11 protein-coding genes and 1 tRNA gene are annotated in these 12,704 nt (G+C 73.3%); 7 read left to right on the plus strand and 5 right to left on the minus strand.

The genetic code is table 11. The features are described 5' to 3' along the window. The first annotated feature begins 137 nt into the window (after positions 1 to 137). Both EV562_RS29665 and EV562_RS29670 read left to right on the plus strand, forming a co-directional pair. The gene (locus EV562_RS29665; RefSeq protein ID WP_133889934.1) at positions 138 to 1,064 is read left to right on the plus strand and encodes a bifunctional DNA primase/polymerase; all 927 of its coding nucleotides are present in this window, start codon (positions 138 to 140) and stop codon (positions 1,062 to 1,064) included. A gap of 203 nt (positions 1,065 to 1,267) precedes the next feature. Then, complete coding sequence (locus EV562_RS29670; protein WP_133890061.1) at positions 1,268 to 1,711, plus strand: hypothetical protein; 444 nt, start codon at positions 1,268 to 1,270, stop codon at positions 1,709 to 1,711. A gap of 412 nt (positions 1,712 to 2,123) precedes the next feature. Here the strand turns inward: EV562_RS29670 and EV562_RS29675 are convergent. Both EV562_RS29675 and EV562_RS29680 read right to left on the minus strand, forming a co-directional pair. Then, a tRNA-Ser gene (locus tag EV562_RS29675) sits at positions 2,124 to 2,210 on the minus strand. Between the two features lie 63 nt (positions 2,211 to 2,273). Then, positions 2,274 to 2,864: a TetR/AcrR family transcriptional regulator gene (locus EV562_RS29680; protein ID WP_133889935.1), complete on the minus strand. Its 591-nt coding sequence runs from the start codon at positions 2,862 to 2,864 to the stop codon at positions 2,274 to 2,276. 70 nt (positions 2,865 to 2,934) lie between these two features. On the opposite strand from EV562_RS29680, the gene EV562_RS29685 reads away from it, so the two are divergent. After that, positions 2,935 to 3,828 (plus strand): NADP-dependent oxidoreductase, encoded by an 894-nt coding sequence (locus EV562_RS29685; RefSeq protein WP_166662061.1) that lies wholly within the window; start codon positions 2,935 to 2,937, stop codon positions 3,826 to 3,828. 252 nt (positions 3,829 to 4,080) lie between these two features. On the opposite strand, the gene EV562_RS29690 is transcribed toward EV562_RS29685, so the two are convergent. After that, positions 4,081 to 5,607, minus strand: coding sequence for a trypsin-like peptidase domain-containing protein (locus EV562_RS29690; protein ID WP_133889936.1), 1,527 nt, complete (start codon positions 5,605 to 5,607; stop codon positions 4,081 to 4,083). Positions 5,608 to 5,870: 263 nt separating this feature from the next. On the opposite strand from EV562_RS29690, the gene EV562_RS29695 reads away from it, so the two are divergent. From EV562_RS29695 to EV562_RS29705, 3 genes are all read left to right on the plus strand, one after another. Further along, on the plus strand, positions 5,871 to 6,698 hold the full coding sequence (locus EV562_RS29695) for a glycerophosphodiester phosphodiesterase (RefSeq protein WP_133889937.1): 828 nt from the start codon (positions 5,871 to 5,873) through the stop codon (positions 6,696 to 6,698). Between the two features lie 127 nt (positions 6,699 to 6,825). Continuing rightward, positions 6,826 to 7,464: an ATP-binding protein gene (locus tag EV562_RS29700; protein ID WP_133889938.1), complete on the plus strand. Its 639-nt coding sequence runs from the start codon at positions 6,826 to 6,828 to the stop codon at positions 7,462 to 7,464. 335 nt (positions 7,465 to 7,799) lie between these two features. Beyond that, positions 7,800 to 8,765, plus strand: a complete 966-nt coding sequence (locus tag EV562_RS29705) for a DUF5926 family protein (RefSeq protein ID WP_133889939.1) — start codon at positions 7,800 to 7,802, stop codon at positions 8,763 to 8,765. A 244-nt stretch (positions 8,766 to 9,009) separates the two neighbouring features. Here EV562_RS29705 and EV562_RS29710 read toward each other — a convergent pair whose 3' ends face one another. Next, the gene (locus EV562_RS29710) at positions 9,010 to 9,849 is read right to left on the minus strand and encodes a hypothetical protein (protein WP_243860249.1); all 840 of its coding nucleotides are present in this window, start codon (positions 9,847 to 9,849) and stop codon (positions 9,010 to 9,012) included. Positions 9,850 to 9,905: 56 nt separating this feature from the next. Further along, on the minus strand, positions 9,906 to 10,571 hold the full coding sequence (locus EV562_RS29715) for a bifunctional DNA primase/polymerase (protein ID WP_133889940.1): 666 nt from the start codon (positions 10,569 to 10,571) through the stop codon (positions 9,906 to 9,908). Between the two features lie 656 nt (positions 10,572 to 11,227). Between EV562_RS29715 and EV562_RS29720 the strand changes: the two genes are divergently transcribed. Beyond that, positions 11,228 to 12,664 carry a PP2C family protein-serine/threonine phosphatase gene (locus EV562_RS29720; protein WP_133889941.1) on the plus strand — a complete coding sequence of 479 codons (1,437 nt, stop codon included), beginning with the start codon at positions 11,228 to 11,230 and terminating at the stop codon, positions 12,662 to 12,664. Positions 12,665 to 12,704 lie beyond the last annotated feature (40 nt).

Raw genomic sequence — 12,704 nt, forward strand, 5'->3', positions numbered from 1 at the left:
GGGACAGTCAGGGTGACTCATCCCCAAGCGCCACAAGAGGGGAAGCGTTCCGCCACTTTTCCCCTCACCCGCCAGCCCCCACGGCGTGTCGCACCCCCGCTCTTCCCTTTCTCGAACATACGTACGAACATAGACCCATGGCCACCACCGACCGGCAGGCCACGACGCTGGCCCTCGCACACGCCCTGTCAGCCGCGGAGCGCGGGCTGGCCGTCATCCCGCTGGCCCGGACCAAGCTCCCGGCGCTGCGCTCCCCTCACCGCGGCGCCTCGACCCCGCAGCCGTTCATCTGCCACGGCGAGTGCGGCCGCTTCGGCCACGGTGTCCACGACGCCTCCACCGACCCGGCCCGCGTCCGCGCGCTGTTCGCCGCCGCCCCGTGGGCCACGGGCTACGGCATCGCCTGCGGACTGCCGCCCCACCATCTGATCGGCGTCGACCTGGACATCAGGCACGACGACGCGGAGCCGGACTCCTCGACCGCCCTGCGCGAACTCGCCCTGCGCCACCTGTTCACGATCCCGCCCACGGTGGTGGTCCTGACCCCCAGCGGAGGCCGCCACCTCTGGCTGACCGGCCCGCCCGACCACGTCGTCCCCAACTCGGCCGGCCGCCTCGCTCCCGGCATCGACATCCGGGGCGCCGGCGGCTACCTGGTCGGCCCCGGCTCCCGCACCCACCACGGCACCTACACGACCGCCCCCGGCACGTCCCACCTGGCACCCGCACCGTGCCCGCCCGCACTCCTGCGCCTGCTGCTGCCACCACCCGTACGGCGCGGCGGGAGCGGCCCGGGAGTGAGCGCGGGCCGCGGCGGGACGGTGAGCGACGGCCGCGGCGGGGCAGTGAGCGACGGCCGCGGCCTCGTCCAGTTCGTCCTCGCCGCGCACGAGGGCCAGCGCAACACACGCCTCTTCTGGGCGGCCTGCCGCGCCTACGAGAACGGCATCGGCCCGGCCCTGCTGGCCCCCCTGCTCGAAGCCGCCCGCGCCACCGGCCTGACCGATCGTGAGGCCCGCGCGACGATCACGTCGGCGGCCCGCATGACGGGCCACCACCCCTGACACCTCCCTGACGGGGCGCCGTTTCCGGCCACCCTCACGCACCCTCCCCCCTCCACACCCCTCCACGCGGCCCTCCCCGCGGCACGACCGGAAAGCCCCCGATGCACGACCGCCCCCACCAGCACTCCTACGACCGCCGGCTCGACCGGCCCCAGGCGGCCCGGCCCCACAACCGCCTCAGCGACCGTTTCCGCGAGCCGGCCATGTCGCTGGCCAGGATCGTCCTGACCTCCGGTCGCAGCGTCGACCTGGCCGAACTGCGCCTCACGGCCACCTACGGCGGCGGCATGCCGGAGGGCTACCCGTGCCGCCCCGTCAACGACCTGCGCATCGCGGAACTCCTGCGCACCGCCGCCCGGATGTCCCCACCCACACCGGTGCACCTGGTCCCGCCCCCGCGCGCGTACCCGGACCAGTACGCGGGCGCCTTCGGCCCCGTCGAGACACTCCCGCGCGTGGCCTGCGTGGGCCGCTTCTCCTCCGCGCCCGTGACCCCGGCCAGCGACCCGTTCGCCTACCGCTCCGCCCTGACCGTCATCTGGTTCCAGCCCACGCCCCGCGCCCCCGACGCGTACGACTCGGACCCGGCCCTGCGGGACGTCGACTGGTCGTCCCTGGCACGGGACTACGCACTCAGGGAGCCGTAGCCGGTCCGCCCCGCGCGGCCGACGAGTCCGCGCCCGCGCGGGAGTCCGTACCACAGAACGACGACGACCCCGGACCATCGTGCCTGGTCAGGGGCCGCTCAAGAGAAAAGGGCCCCCACCAGGACCGCGCCGTAGTGCACGCATTGGTGCCATCGCTTGCAGTAGCGCTTCGCCCGCCACCTGGAACGCCGCGTGAATTGCCTGTCGCACCACACGCACTTACGGGTCTTCCGGTCCCCCATGCTCACGACCCTACCGATCGATCTCAACGCTGCCGCGGCATGTCCCAGCCGTGCCCTCGCCGTGCCCGCGACCGGGCCCGGACGTCGCGGGGAGCAGCGGGTGTTCGGCGGTCAGCGCGCACGGCGACGGCCCCCGACCGTAACGCCTGGTCAGGGGCCGTCAACAACTGCGGTGGGTGTGGGATTTGAACCCACGGTGACATCGCTGCCACGACGGTTTTCAAGACCGTTCCCTTAGGCCGCTCGGGCAACCCACCCCTGCACCGTCCCGCCCGGGACGGAGCGGGTACAGCCTACCGGCACGGTTCGTCGTGCGGGGCTCACGTGTGGCGGGGAGGGCGGGCTGCCTGCCAGGCGGCCTCGATCATCGGGAAGATCTCGTCCAGGGCGGCCTCCGGATCGGGCGCCTCGCGGGCCAGTGAGTAGGCGTCGACCGCGAAGCGCGCGAGGGTGCGGGCGGCGGTTTCGCTGCGGGTCAGGCCGGGCTCGGCGGCGATGGCGCGGGCCAGGGCGTCCGCATGGCGCAGGCGCATCGACTCGTCGTACCTGCGCAGGGCGTCGGACGCGTCGATCATGCGCCAGACGGGAGCGGCGCTGTCCGCGGTGCAGTGCCGCACCAGGGCCAGGATCTCGCGGCGCAGCGCGGGGACGATCGGCTCGTCCGGCGCCCGGTCGGTGACCGCACGGGTGAGGCGTTGCTCGAAGTCCTCGTCCTGCTCGAAGACCAGGGCCTCCTTCGAGGCGAAGTGGGAGAAGACCGTGGTGACGGCCACGTCGGCCTCGGCGGCCACGTCGCGGATGCCCACCGCCTCGTATCCGCGCTCCAGGAAGAGCCGGAGCGCGGTGTCGGCGATCTTCTGGCGGGTCGCGGCCTTCTTGCGCTCACGACGTCCGGACTGCTGCACGGTCATGACGGAAGGCTAGCAGGTACGAGATTGAAGTTGTTAGGAAACACTAACGGTTAGTGCTACGGTCGGCCGCATGAAGAAAGTGAGCTTCGCCGAGTTCGGCGGTCCCGATGTCCTGCGCCTCGTCGACGCCGAGGAGCCCCACGCGGGGCCCGGCCGCATACGCATCGCCGTGCGGGCAGCCGGCGTGAATCCCGTCGACTGGCGGATCAGGGAAGGGCAGGTGCTGGGGGCCCATCCGGTCACGCTGCCCTCGGGGGTCGGGCTCGACGCCGCCGGGATCGTGGACGAGGTCGGAGAGGGGGTCGAGGACGTCGAGGTCGGTGACCGGGTGTTCGGCGAGGGCACCGACACCTACGCCGAGTTCGCCGTGCTCGGGGCCTGGGCCCGGATGCCCGAGGGCCTGACGTTCGAAGAGGCGGCCGGGTACCCGTCGGTGATGGAGACCGCGCTGCGCGTCGTCCGGGAAGTCGGGGTGCGGCCCGGCCAGACCCTCCTGGTCAGCGGCGCGTCCGGCGGTGTCGGATCGGCGGTGCTGCAGATCGCCCGCGACCGCGGCATCAGGGTGATCGGTACGGCCGGTGCCGCCAACCAGGAGTACCTGCGGGGTCTCGGTGCAGTCGCCACGACGTACGGCGAGGGCTGGGTGGAGCGGGTGCGGCGGCTCGGCGGAGTCGACGCGGCGCTCGACCTGGCGGGCTCGGGTGTGCTTCGCGAACTCGTCGAGCTGACCGGGGATCCGGAGAGGGTCGTCACCATCGCCGATCTCGGCGCACCCGAATTCGGCGTGCGGTTCTCCGGCGTGGCCGGAAGCGTGCCGGCTGCGCTCGCCGAGACCGTCGACCTCATCGCGCGCGGCAGACTCCACATCCCGGTCGAGAAGACGTACTCGCTCGCCGAGGCCGCGGCGGCGCACGTCGACAGCCAGGCCGGCCACACGCGCGGACGCCGGGTCATCATCGTGTGATTCGAGATGAGTCGAGATGACTTGAGTTGAGTTGAGGTGAGGTGAGGTGAGGTGAGGTGCCTGGGTGCCTCGGCCTCAAGGCCGCCTCGGTTCCAAGGCCGCCTCGGCCTCGAGGCCGCTCGGGTCGCCTCCGCCCCGGGTTCGCCCGGGGCGCCGGGCATGTGGGTTTCCGGCTGACGCACTTCGCCACCGGGGCGAATGCGGCCCGGTGGCGAAGTGGGTGGGTCTCGGTGGGTCGTGGTGGGACGGCTGTCAGTCGTCGCCGACCTTCGAGCCCAGGGTGACCTCGGTCGTGTGCTGCTTGCCGCCGCGCTCGTAGGTGACCGTGACCTCGTCGCCGGGCGCGTGGGTCCAGATCTCGCCGATCAGGGTCGGGCCGCTGTCGATCACGCGGTCGTCGAGCTTGGTGATGACGTCACCGGGCTTGAGGCCCGCGTCGTCGGCCGGGCCGCCCTTCTCGACGGGGTCGGCTCCGCCCACGCCCTGCTCGGTGAGCTTGGCGCCGCCCGTCGCCTCCTCCAGGGAGACGGAGGCACCGATCTTCGCGTACACCGGCTTGCCGTTCTTGATCAGCTGCTGGGCGACGAACTCGGCCTGGTTGATGGGGATCGCGAAGCCCAGGCCGATGGAGCCGGCCTGGCCGGTGCCGAAGCTGCCGTTGCTGGACGACTGGATCGCGGAGTTGATGCCGATGACGTTGCCCTGCGCGTCCAGCAGCGGGCCACCGGAGTTGCCCGGGTTGATCGACGCGTCGGTCTGCAGGGCACTCATGTAGGAGGCCTTGCTGTCGGCGCTGCCGTCGCTGGAGGCCACGGGGCGGTTCTTGGCGCTGATGATGCCCGTGGTCACCGTGTTGGACAGGCCGAAGGGGGCGCCGATGGCGATTGTCGAGTCGCCCACGGCGACCTTGTCGGAGTCGCCCAGGGGGAGCGGGTTCAGGTCCGACGGGGCGTTCTCCAGCTTGACAACCGCGACGTCGTAGCCCTGGGCGTGGCCGACCACCTCGGCGTCGTACTTCTTGCCGTCGGGGAAGGTCGCGCTGAGCTTGCCGCCGTCGACCGCCTCCGCCACCACGTGGTTGTTGGTGACGATGTGGCCTTCCTTGTCGAAGACGAACCCGGTGCCGGTGCCGCCCTCGCCGTTGCTCCCCTCGGCCTGGATGGTGACCGTGCTGGGCAGCGCCTTGGCGGCCACGCCGGCCACGGTGCCCGCGTCGCGCTTGACGGAGCCGCCGGTGTCGGAGGCGGAGACCGTGGTGGAGCCGTTCCCGTCGTTGTTCTTGGCGAGGGTGTAGCCGAGACCGCCGCCCAGGCCGCCCGCGACCAGCGCGGCGATCAGGACGCCGGCCACCAGACCGCCACGGCCGCGCCCGGGCTTCGGCGCGGGCTGCTGGTACGAGGCACCCCAGCCGCCGGCGCCGCCGCCGGTCCCGTCGCCGAAACCGCCTCCGTAGCCGCTGTCGCCGCCTCCGCCGTACGCCGGGGTGTGGGCCCCGGTGCCCGGCGGCGGGGGCGGGGGCCACGCGGCGTCGGGAGCCGAGTGGCCCTGCGGGACCTCGCCGCCCTGCGGCCCCGTCTGCGCCTGGGGTGCCCGGTGGTCCCCGGGCACCCCGGCCGGGGCAGGGGCGGGGGGAGCCGCCGGAGCCTCCGGGGTGATGGTGCGGTCCTGGTGGGGGGCGGGCGGCGCGGGAGGCTGGGCGGAGGCAGCGGGAGCATCCACCGGCACGGGAGGTGCGGACGGGGCCGGGGGTACCGCGGTGCCCTCGTTCTCGGTGCTCACAGCTTCTCTCCTCGTTCCACGGCTGTTGGTCGCTCACCCTGGTCGCGCTCAGCCACGCTCACGCGCTGCTCCACGGTCCGGCGCGGTGGGGGTGTGCCGGTGATTCTGTATGCCATCAGCTTTTCCCACGGGCCGTCAGAGCACCATAAGCCGTAGCTGTGGGTCCCCGACTGTCCTTTACAACGGTCATCCAAGACTAAACGGACGGGTTGCCGATTCCGCCCGGTGGCACGTCTACCCGCCCGCGGTGGCACCATGACGCGGTGACCCACGCACGACAGCACCGGATTCAGGTCGTCGCCCACCGTGGCGCCTCCGAGGATGCACCCGAGCACACGCTGGCCGCGTACCGGAAGGCGATCGAGGACGGGGCGGACGCCCTGGAGTGCGATGTACGCCTGACCGCCGACGGCCACCTCGTCTGCGTCCACGACTGGCGCGTCAACCGTACGTCCAACGGCCGCGGCGCGGTCTCCGCGCTGGAGCTCGCCGATCTCGCGGCCCTGGACTTCGGCACCCGGCGGACCCGGGAGTTCTGGCGCACGCGCGACGAGCAGCCCGACTGGGAGCACCGGCCCGAGGACCGGGAGGAGACGTCCGTCCTGACCCTGGAACGGCTGCTGCAGCTGGTCGCCGACTCGGGACGGCGCGTGGAACTGGCCATCGAGACCAAGCACCCCACCCGCTGGGCGGGCCAGGTGGAGGAGCGGCTGCTGCAGCTCCTGAAGCGTTTCGGGCTCGACGCCCCGGCCTCGGCCGAGGAGTCGCCGGTGCGGGTGATGAGCTTCTCGGCCCGCTCGCTGCACCGGGTGCGGGCCGCGTCGCCGACGCTGCCGACGGTCTCCCTCATGCAGTTCGTCTCACCCCGGCTGCGCGACGGGCGGCTGCCCGCGGGTGTCCGGATCGCCGGCCCCTCCATCCGGATCGTGCGCAACCACCCCGCGTACATCGAGCGTCTGAAGGCGGCCGGTCACCAGGTGCACGTATGGACGGTGAACGAGACCGCCGACGTGGACCACTGCGTCGACCTGGGCGTCGACGCCATCATCACCAACCGGCCGCGCGCGGTCCTGGACCACCTGGGCCGCTGATTCGGCCGTACCTCTTGACCGGGCGGCTCGGCTGCCCCATTCTCCGATCTCGGCCACACCGGCGAAATCCGGCCACGCGACTACGGGGAGTGCTCCGGCGCGTTCGGTGCGTGTTCGACCGTGTCGAATGCGTCACCGTGCGGCGATCGGCCGGTTTCCGGCTCAGAGCGATGGGGCATCCACTCGGTGGCGTGGGGCGAAGGAGGTCTCGGGGGTGGCGTTGGTGGTGGCACAGGAGGTGCCCACGTCGTCGAGCATGGCCGTGCCCCATGGCCCTGCGGGCGTGGGGGAAGCAAGGCACCGCATGCGTGATCAGTTGCGCAGGGGCGGTGTAGCGGATTCGGTCATCGACGACGCCGTACTGATCCTTTCCGAACTGTTGAGCAATGCCTGCAAGCACGGTCGGCCGCTGGGCGACGCCTTGGCCGGGGACGGCGACGTCCGTGCCGCGTGGCAGGTGGACGCGCGCGGACGGCTGCTGGTGGAGGTCACGGACGGGGGCGGTCCGACCCGCCCGGCTCCGGCGACCCCGTCGGTCACCGCGCACGGTGGACGCGGGCTGAACATCATCACGGCGCTCGCCGACGACTGGGGCGTGCGGGACAGCGCGTGCGGAGAGGTCACCGTCTGGGTCGTCGTCCACGACGACGTGCGCGCCCCGGGTGCCGGAAACCGGCGCGAGGACTTCGCCACCCGCATCTCGGCTCCGGCGGTGTCCGAGATCCCCGGCCTGGACTTCGCGGAAGCCTTCGACGACCTGGCCTGACCCCGTCCCTCGCCACGGCCGCTCTCCGAGCCGCGGTCCGAACCGGGTCGCCCGAGGCCTGGACCGAGTCGCACGAGGCCCGGACCAAGTCGCACGAGGACTTGGGCCGGTCCCTCCGAGGCATGGCCCGGGGCCCGCACTATGCCGGGCGCGAGTCGCGCGAGGACCCGGGCGAGCCGTACGGCGGCTTGAACCGGCCCGTCGGTCGCGTGGACGCGGCTGCGGCCGGGGCGAGTTGTCCACAGGCGGTCCGTTGTCCACAGGTCCCGTCCGGCGGGGCGGGAACGGCTAGGCTCGCGCCGTACGAGTAGAGCCGTAACCGGGAGACACCCACGATGGCCAAGAAGCGACCCCAGACGAAGGCCAAGCGGCCCCAGCTCGACGATGCCGAGGTCCCGGTCGTCGGTGCCCGCGAGCCCTGCCCCTGCGGCAGCGGCCGCCGGTACAAGGCCTGCCACGGCCGGACCGCCGCGCAGGCCACGACCGCGCTGGTGCAGCGCCCGTTCGAGGGGCTGCCCGGCGAGTGCGACTGGGTGGCGCTGCGGGAGCTGGTGCCGGCCGCCACGGTCGGGCTGACCCTGCGCGACGGCCTGCCCGAGGGCGTCCCGTCGGTCACGCTGGCCACGGTGCTGCCGATGGCCTGGCCCGCCCTGCGCCGCGACGACGGCTCGGTCCTGCTCGGCCTGCAGAACGACACGGCGTCGGGCGACATCAGCCGCGACCTCGCCGACACCCTCGCGCGGGCGCTGACCGCCGCGCCGGGCACCCCGGTGCAGGGCCGCCGCGCGCCGGCCGACGGTCCGCGGCTGCAGGACCTGCTCGCGCCCGAGGGCGCGTTCGAGCCGGAGGTGCACTCGGGCTTCGAGTTCTGGGTGCCGGACCCGGAGAACGCCACGCCGGACGTCACCGCGTCCCTGGAGCGGGCCAACGCCGCGGCCATCCCGACCGTCCGGCTGGCGGGCGTCGACGCCGCCTACTGGTGCGAGACGCCGGACAAGAACCACCTGCGCTGGGTCATGCCGCACGAGGAGGAGCGGCTTCTGGACGCTCTCGCCCGGCTGCACGCCGCGGGCCGTTCGTCGCTCGGCGAGGGCACCCGGCTCGTCGGCTCCTTCCGTGCCCACGGCCTCACCGTGCCGGTGTGGGACCTGCCGAGCGAGATCACCGCGCAGGACATCGAGAAGCCGGCCGCGGAGTTCGCCGAGCGGCTCGCCGAGGCCCTGGCCACGGACGCTCCGCTCACGCACGACGAGCGCCGGGCGCGCGGCGGCCTGACCAACCGACAGGTCACGCTCAGCTGACGCACAACCGCGCGGGCCGCCCCCGGCTGACCGACCGGTCAGCCGGAGCGGCGGCTCCCCGGCGGTCGCACCAGTCATAACTCCCGGTGCGGACAAGCCAGTCGGTGACCGGAAACCAAGAGATCGAATTTGCTAACAGCCGATCTCTTGTTACCGTTCGAGTAGCCCGGTTGCTGGTGCATCCCCCGTCGCCAGCAACCGGGTCTTTCCTTGCGCGAGTCCGCACCCGCCCGCCGATCGGCCGTCAACCACCCGATCCCGCCGGTGCGTCGCCGTCGCTCTCACGGTCGCTTCCGTCATTGCTCTCGCGGTCGCCGTCCTTGCTCTCGCCGTCGCTTCCGCCGCTGCTCCCGGCGCGCAGCAGGAGCGGCCCGTACCCGGCCCGGCTCGCGAACTCCGCGATCGCGCTGTACCCCGCCAGTCCGCCCCGGGCGGCATCGCTGGAGTGGTCCGGGGGCGTCTCACAGGTGCCCGGCGCATCGTCGGCGCTCACCGCGCAGTGCGTCCGCACACTGCGGCCGTCGGGCCCCAAGAGGCTCAGCATGGACTCGACCGGGCCGCCGGTGGCGTTGCGGTAGTAGGTGCGCGCCCAGGTCTCCGCCCCCCGGGTCAGGACACAGGTCTGCGCCTCGACGCCCGCGGGCGAGGTGAGTTCGGGGCCGCAGCGCGCGGCCAGCGCGGGACCGGGCGGCAGCGGCGAACGGGCGGGCGCGTCCCCCGCGTCCCCCGCGTCCCCCGCCTCGGCGCGCTCGGCTCCTCCGGCCCCCGGTTCGGCCCGGGACCCGGCCCAGGAATCGAATCCGGCCCCTGTTCCCGGCCCGGCCCCGGACGCGGTCCTCGGCTCCGCCCCGGAAGCGGGCACCTCGCCGTCACCGCCCCGCGCGAGGAGCGGCACGGTCACCGGGGCCTTGCCGTCCCCGTCGTCCGGGGGCCCCGCGGACGCCACGGCGAACGGCAGTACGACCGCGCACACCACGACGGCCGCGAGCCCGTACAGACGGATCCGCCGGCGGTCCGGCCCGCCAGGGTGTGACCCGGTGCGGTACGGCCCGACGGCGCGGTGCTCCCCTGCATGAAGCGGCATGGGGCGGACGATAACGACCGACGGCGGGCGCGGACCGGGCGCGCGCCGGGACACCCCTACAACTCGGGCGCGCTCACACCCGTACGAGTGAGGGCGTCGACCACCGCGTCCACCACGGCCTCCACGTCGGGCACCCAGGGCGCGGCGGAGCCGGGCAGCGGCGCCCGCTCCCAGCGGACGGCGCCGGCACCGGTCTCGGACGGGGGCAGCGGGAGATAGCCGCCCTCTCCGTGGAAGCGCAGGGAGCCGGGCACGAAGTCCTTGGCGTAGAGCAGCTCGCCCAGCTGCTCCATGGAGTACGGCCGGACCAGCAGCGCCCAGCGGGCGGGCGAGGCGACGACCGGGCCGACCCGCAGCCCGGCGCGGTCGAGCGCGGCGAGGGCGTGGGCGGCCGGGAGTGCGGGCAGGGAGACGGCGCACGGGGCGCTTCCCCCGGTGGCCAGGACGATCGGGGCGGTCGGCCGGTTCGTCCACCACCAGCGCACCATGCGGGCGTCCGTGGTCGCGGTGAGGAGCCCGGGGTCGAAGGGATGCGCGCCCGGCACCGCGCACTCGGGGTCGGGGCAGGTGCAGCGTGACCGCGCCCGCGGGTCCGCCGCCGCGCCCGGGAGTACGGGCCACCGCCATCGTGCCGCGTAGGTCAGGGCCGCGCCGATCAGCTCAGGCTGCCCGTCGTCGTGCGGGGACAGGAGCCTGCGTCGCCTTCCGAGGATCTCGCGCATGAGCGCTCGTTCCTTTCCGTTGCACGCCTGGCAACACCGTGGTCACTTCACACCATGTGTCGATCACTTCGCTGTGCGTTGCTGGTGGCGCATCACACCCCCGCCGGGGGACGTCCACGGGACTACCCGGGAACGCCTCCGCCAAGGGCAAGGGAAACCCCTGTGGGTCGAGCACTGACTGCGTCCGTGACGGTTCCGACCACTGCGTCTGGCAAAAGCATGGGCGTGGCGCGGGGGTGGCGAAGTCTGGCGTTTTGCCGTCGCGCGTATTTCTCTCCGCCTCCGCCACGGGAGGATGGGGCACGGTCGTCGGTGGATAGGACGCCCGGGTCCGTCGCCAGGTTCCAGGTGGTCCCCAACCACCCCTGGTCTTCTCCGAGTACGTACCCATCACGACCGCTGTGACGCTCCGTGAAGCAGCCCCAGTCGACCGCAACAAGGCGTCCTCCGGGGCAGTTTCAAGCCAAATTCGCTTTTCCGCAAGGGGTCGGGAAGGAGGTCGCTCGCACCCCGTGGACACCAGGAATCCCGGCAGGACAATGCTGGACATCTCCTTACGAGTGCGTGTACATGTGGAGACACTGCTGGCGGCGCAGAATGACATGGGGGTTTGCGATGCTTTTGAGCAGTAAGCGCCGGTCCAAAGGCCGGACGCCATGAACGCCCCGCACCCAGCGAAAGTGGCTGGAATCGATTCAACGGTTCCGTCCCCCGCACACACTGTCGCGTCCGCAGCCGCGGGCACCTCCCCGGTGGCCGCGTCCCCCACGACGGACGCCGCGGCCGCCGCGGGCACCGCGTGTACCCCCGGGGCCCTGCTCCAGGACCGGCTGGCCGGCTGGGTCTCGGACCTCACGACCCTGCACGAACTGACCGAACGCCTGGTGCGGACGGACACCCTCTCCGACGGCCTCCGGGAACTGCTGCACGCCGGAGCCGCCCTGGTCGGCGCCCGGCGCGGCCTGGTCGTGCTGGAACCGGCCGACGGGCTCGGCCCCGACACCACCGTCGGCCTCGGCCTCGGCCGTGCCGATCTCGGCCACATCGAGACCGTGCCGCGCAGTTCCGTGCCGTACGGGCGGATCCTGGACGGGCTGCCGGTCGACGAGGACGGCGTCGCCGAGCCCGATCTGCCGGCCGAGAAGAGCCTCGACCCCCGCCACCGCGAGGTCGCCGCCCGCCTCGGTTACGCCGCGAGTTACACCCTCCCCCTGTGCACCGGGCCGTCCGAGGTGCGCACCGGGCGCCTCGGCGCCGCCGTGTGGCTCTACGACGAGCCCGCCGAGCCGGGTGAGCGGCAGCGCCACCTCGCCGGCCTGTACGTCCGCTACGCCGCGCAGCACCTGTCCCGCCTCGTGGAGGTCGAGCGCACCCGCGCCACCATGGCGACGATGGCCGAGGAACTGCTGCCCTCCCGTCTTCCCCGGGTGCCCGGCGTGCAGCTCGCCGCCCGGCACCGCACCGGCCCGCGCGGCGGCGGCGACTGGTACGACGCGCTGCCGCTGCCGGACGCGGCCCTCGGTCTCGCCGTCGGGTCCGTCACCGGGTCCGGTCCCAGCGCGGTCGCGGCGATGGGGCGGCTGCGCGCCTCGCTGCGGGCGTACGCCGTGATGGAGGGCGAGGATCCGGTCGCCGTCCTGTCCGACCTGGAGCTGCTGCTGCGGCTCACCGAGCCGGCCCGCTCGGCCACCGCCCTGTTCGGCTACTGCGAGCCCGCGCTGCGCCGGATCACCCTCGCCGGCGCCGGGCACAGTCCGCCCCTGCTGATCGGGGAGCGGCGCACGGAGTTCGTCGAGACCTCCGTGTCCGCCCCGCTCGGCATGCTGGCCTGCTGGGAGGCGCCCAGCGTGGAGCTGCAGGCCGAGCCCGGAGAGACGGTTCTGCTCTACACCGACGGACTGCTGCACCGCACCGGCGACCCGGCCGACCGCGCCTTCGCCCGGCTGCACGCGGCGGCGGCCGGGGTCCCCCGGGCCGCGCGCCACGACCCGGACGCGGTCGTCGAGCACGTCCTGCGCACCGCGCTGCCCGGCGGAAAGGCGGACGAGGACTCCGCGGAGGACGTCGTCCTGCTGGCGGTCAGGTTCGAATAACGGACACCAGGAGCGCTCTGACGCCCCGCACGTCCCGCAT

Origin of the sequence: Streptomyces sp. BK208 (genome assembly GCF_004364245.1) — a bacterium.
Classification (GTDB): Bacteria; Actinomycetota; Actinomycetes; order Streptomycetales; family Streptomycetaceae; genus Streptomyces.

What these genes read in the sequence shown, in the direction of transcription:
- EV562_RS29715 (WP_133889940.1), bottom strand. Translation starts at nt 10,571, where the DNA reads ATGCGCGAGATCCTCGGAAGGCGACGCAGGCTCCTGTCCCCGCACGAC.
- EV562_RS29670 (WP_133890061.1), top strand. Translation starts at nt 1,268, where the DNA reads ATGTCGCTGGCCAGGATCGTCCTGACCTCCGGTCGCAGCGTCGACCTG.
- EV562_RS29665 (WP_133889934.1), top strand. Translation starts at nt 138, where the DNA reads ATGGCCACCACCGACCGGCAGGCCACGACGCTGGCCCTCGCACACGCC.
- EV562_RS29710 (WP_243860249.1), bottom strand. Translation starts at nt 9,849, where the DNA reads ATGCCGCTTCATGCAGGGGAGCACCGCGCCGTCGGGCCGTACCGCACC.
- EV562_RS29720 (WP_133889941.1), top strand. Translation starts at nt 11,228, where the DNA reads ATGAACGCCCCGCACCCAGCGAAAGTGGCTGGAATCGATTCAACGGTT.
- EV562_RS29680 (WP_133889935.1), bottom strand. Translation starts at nt 2,864, where the DNA reads ATGACCGTGCAGCAGTCCGGACGTCGTGAGCGCAAGAAGGCCGCGACC.
- EV562_RS29685 (WP_166662061.1), top strand. Translation starts at nt 2,935, where the DNA reads ATGAAGAAAGTGAGCTTCGCCGAGTTCGGCGGTCCCGATGTCCTGCGC.
- EV562_RS29700 (WP_133889938.1), top strand. Translation starts at nt 6,826, where the DNA reads ATGCGTCACCGTGCGGCGATCGGCCGGTTTCCGGCTCAGAGCGATGGG.
- EV562_RS29705 (WP_133889939.1), top strand. Translation starts at nt 7,800, where the DNA reads ATGGCCAAGAAGCGACCCCAGACGAAGGCCAAGCGGCCCCAGCTCGAC.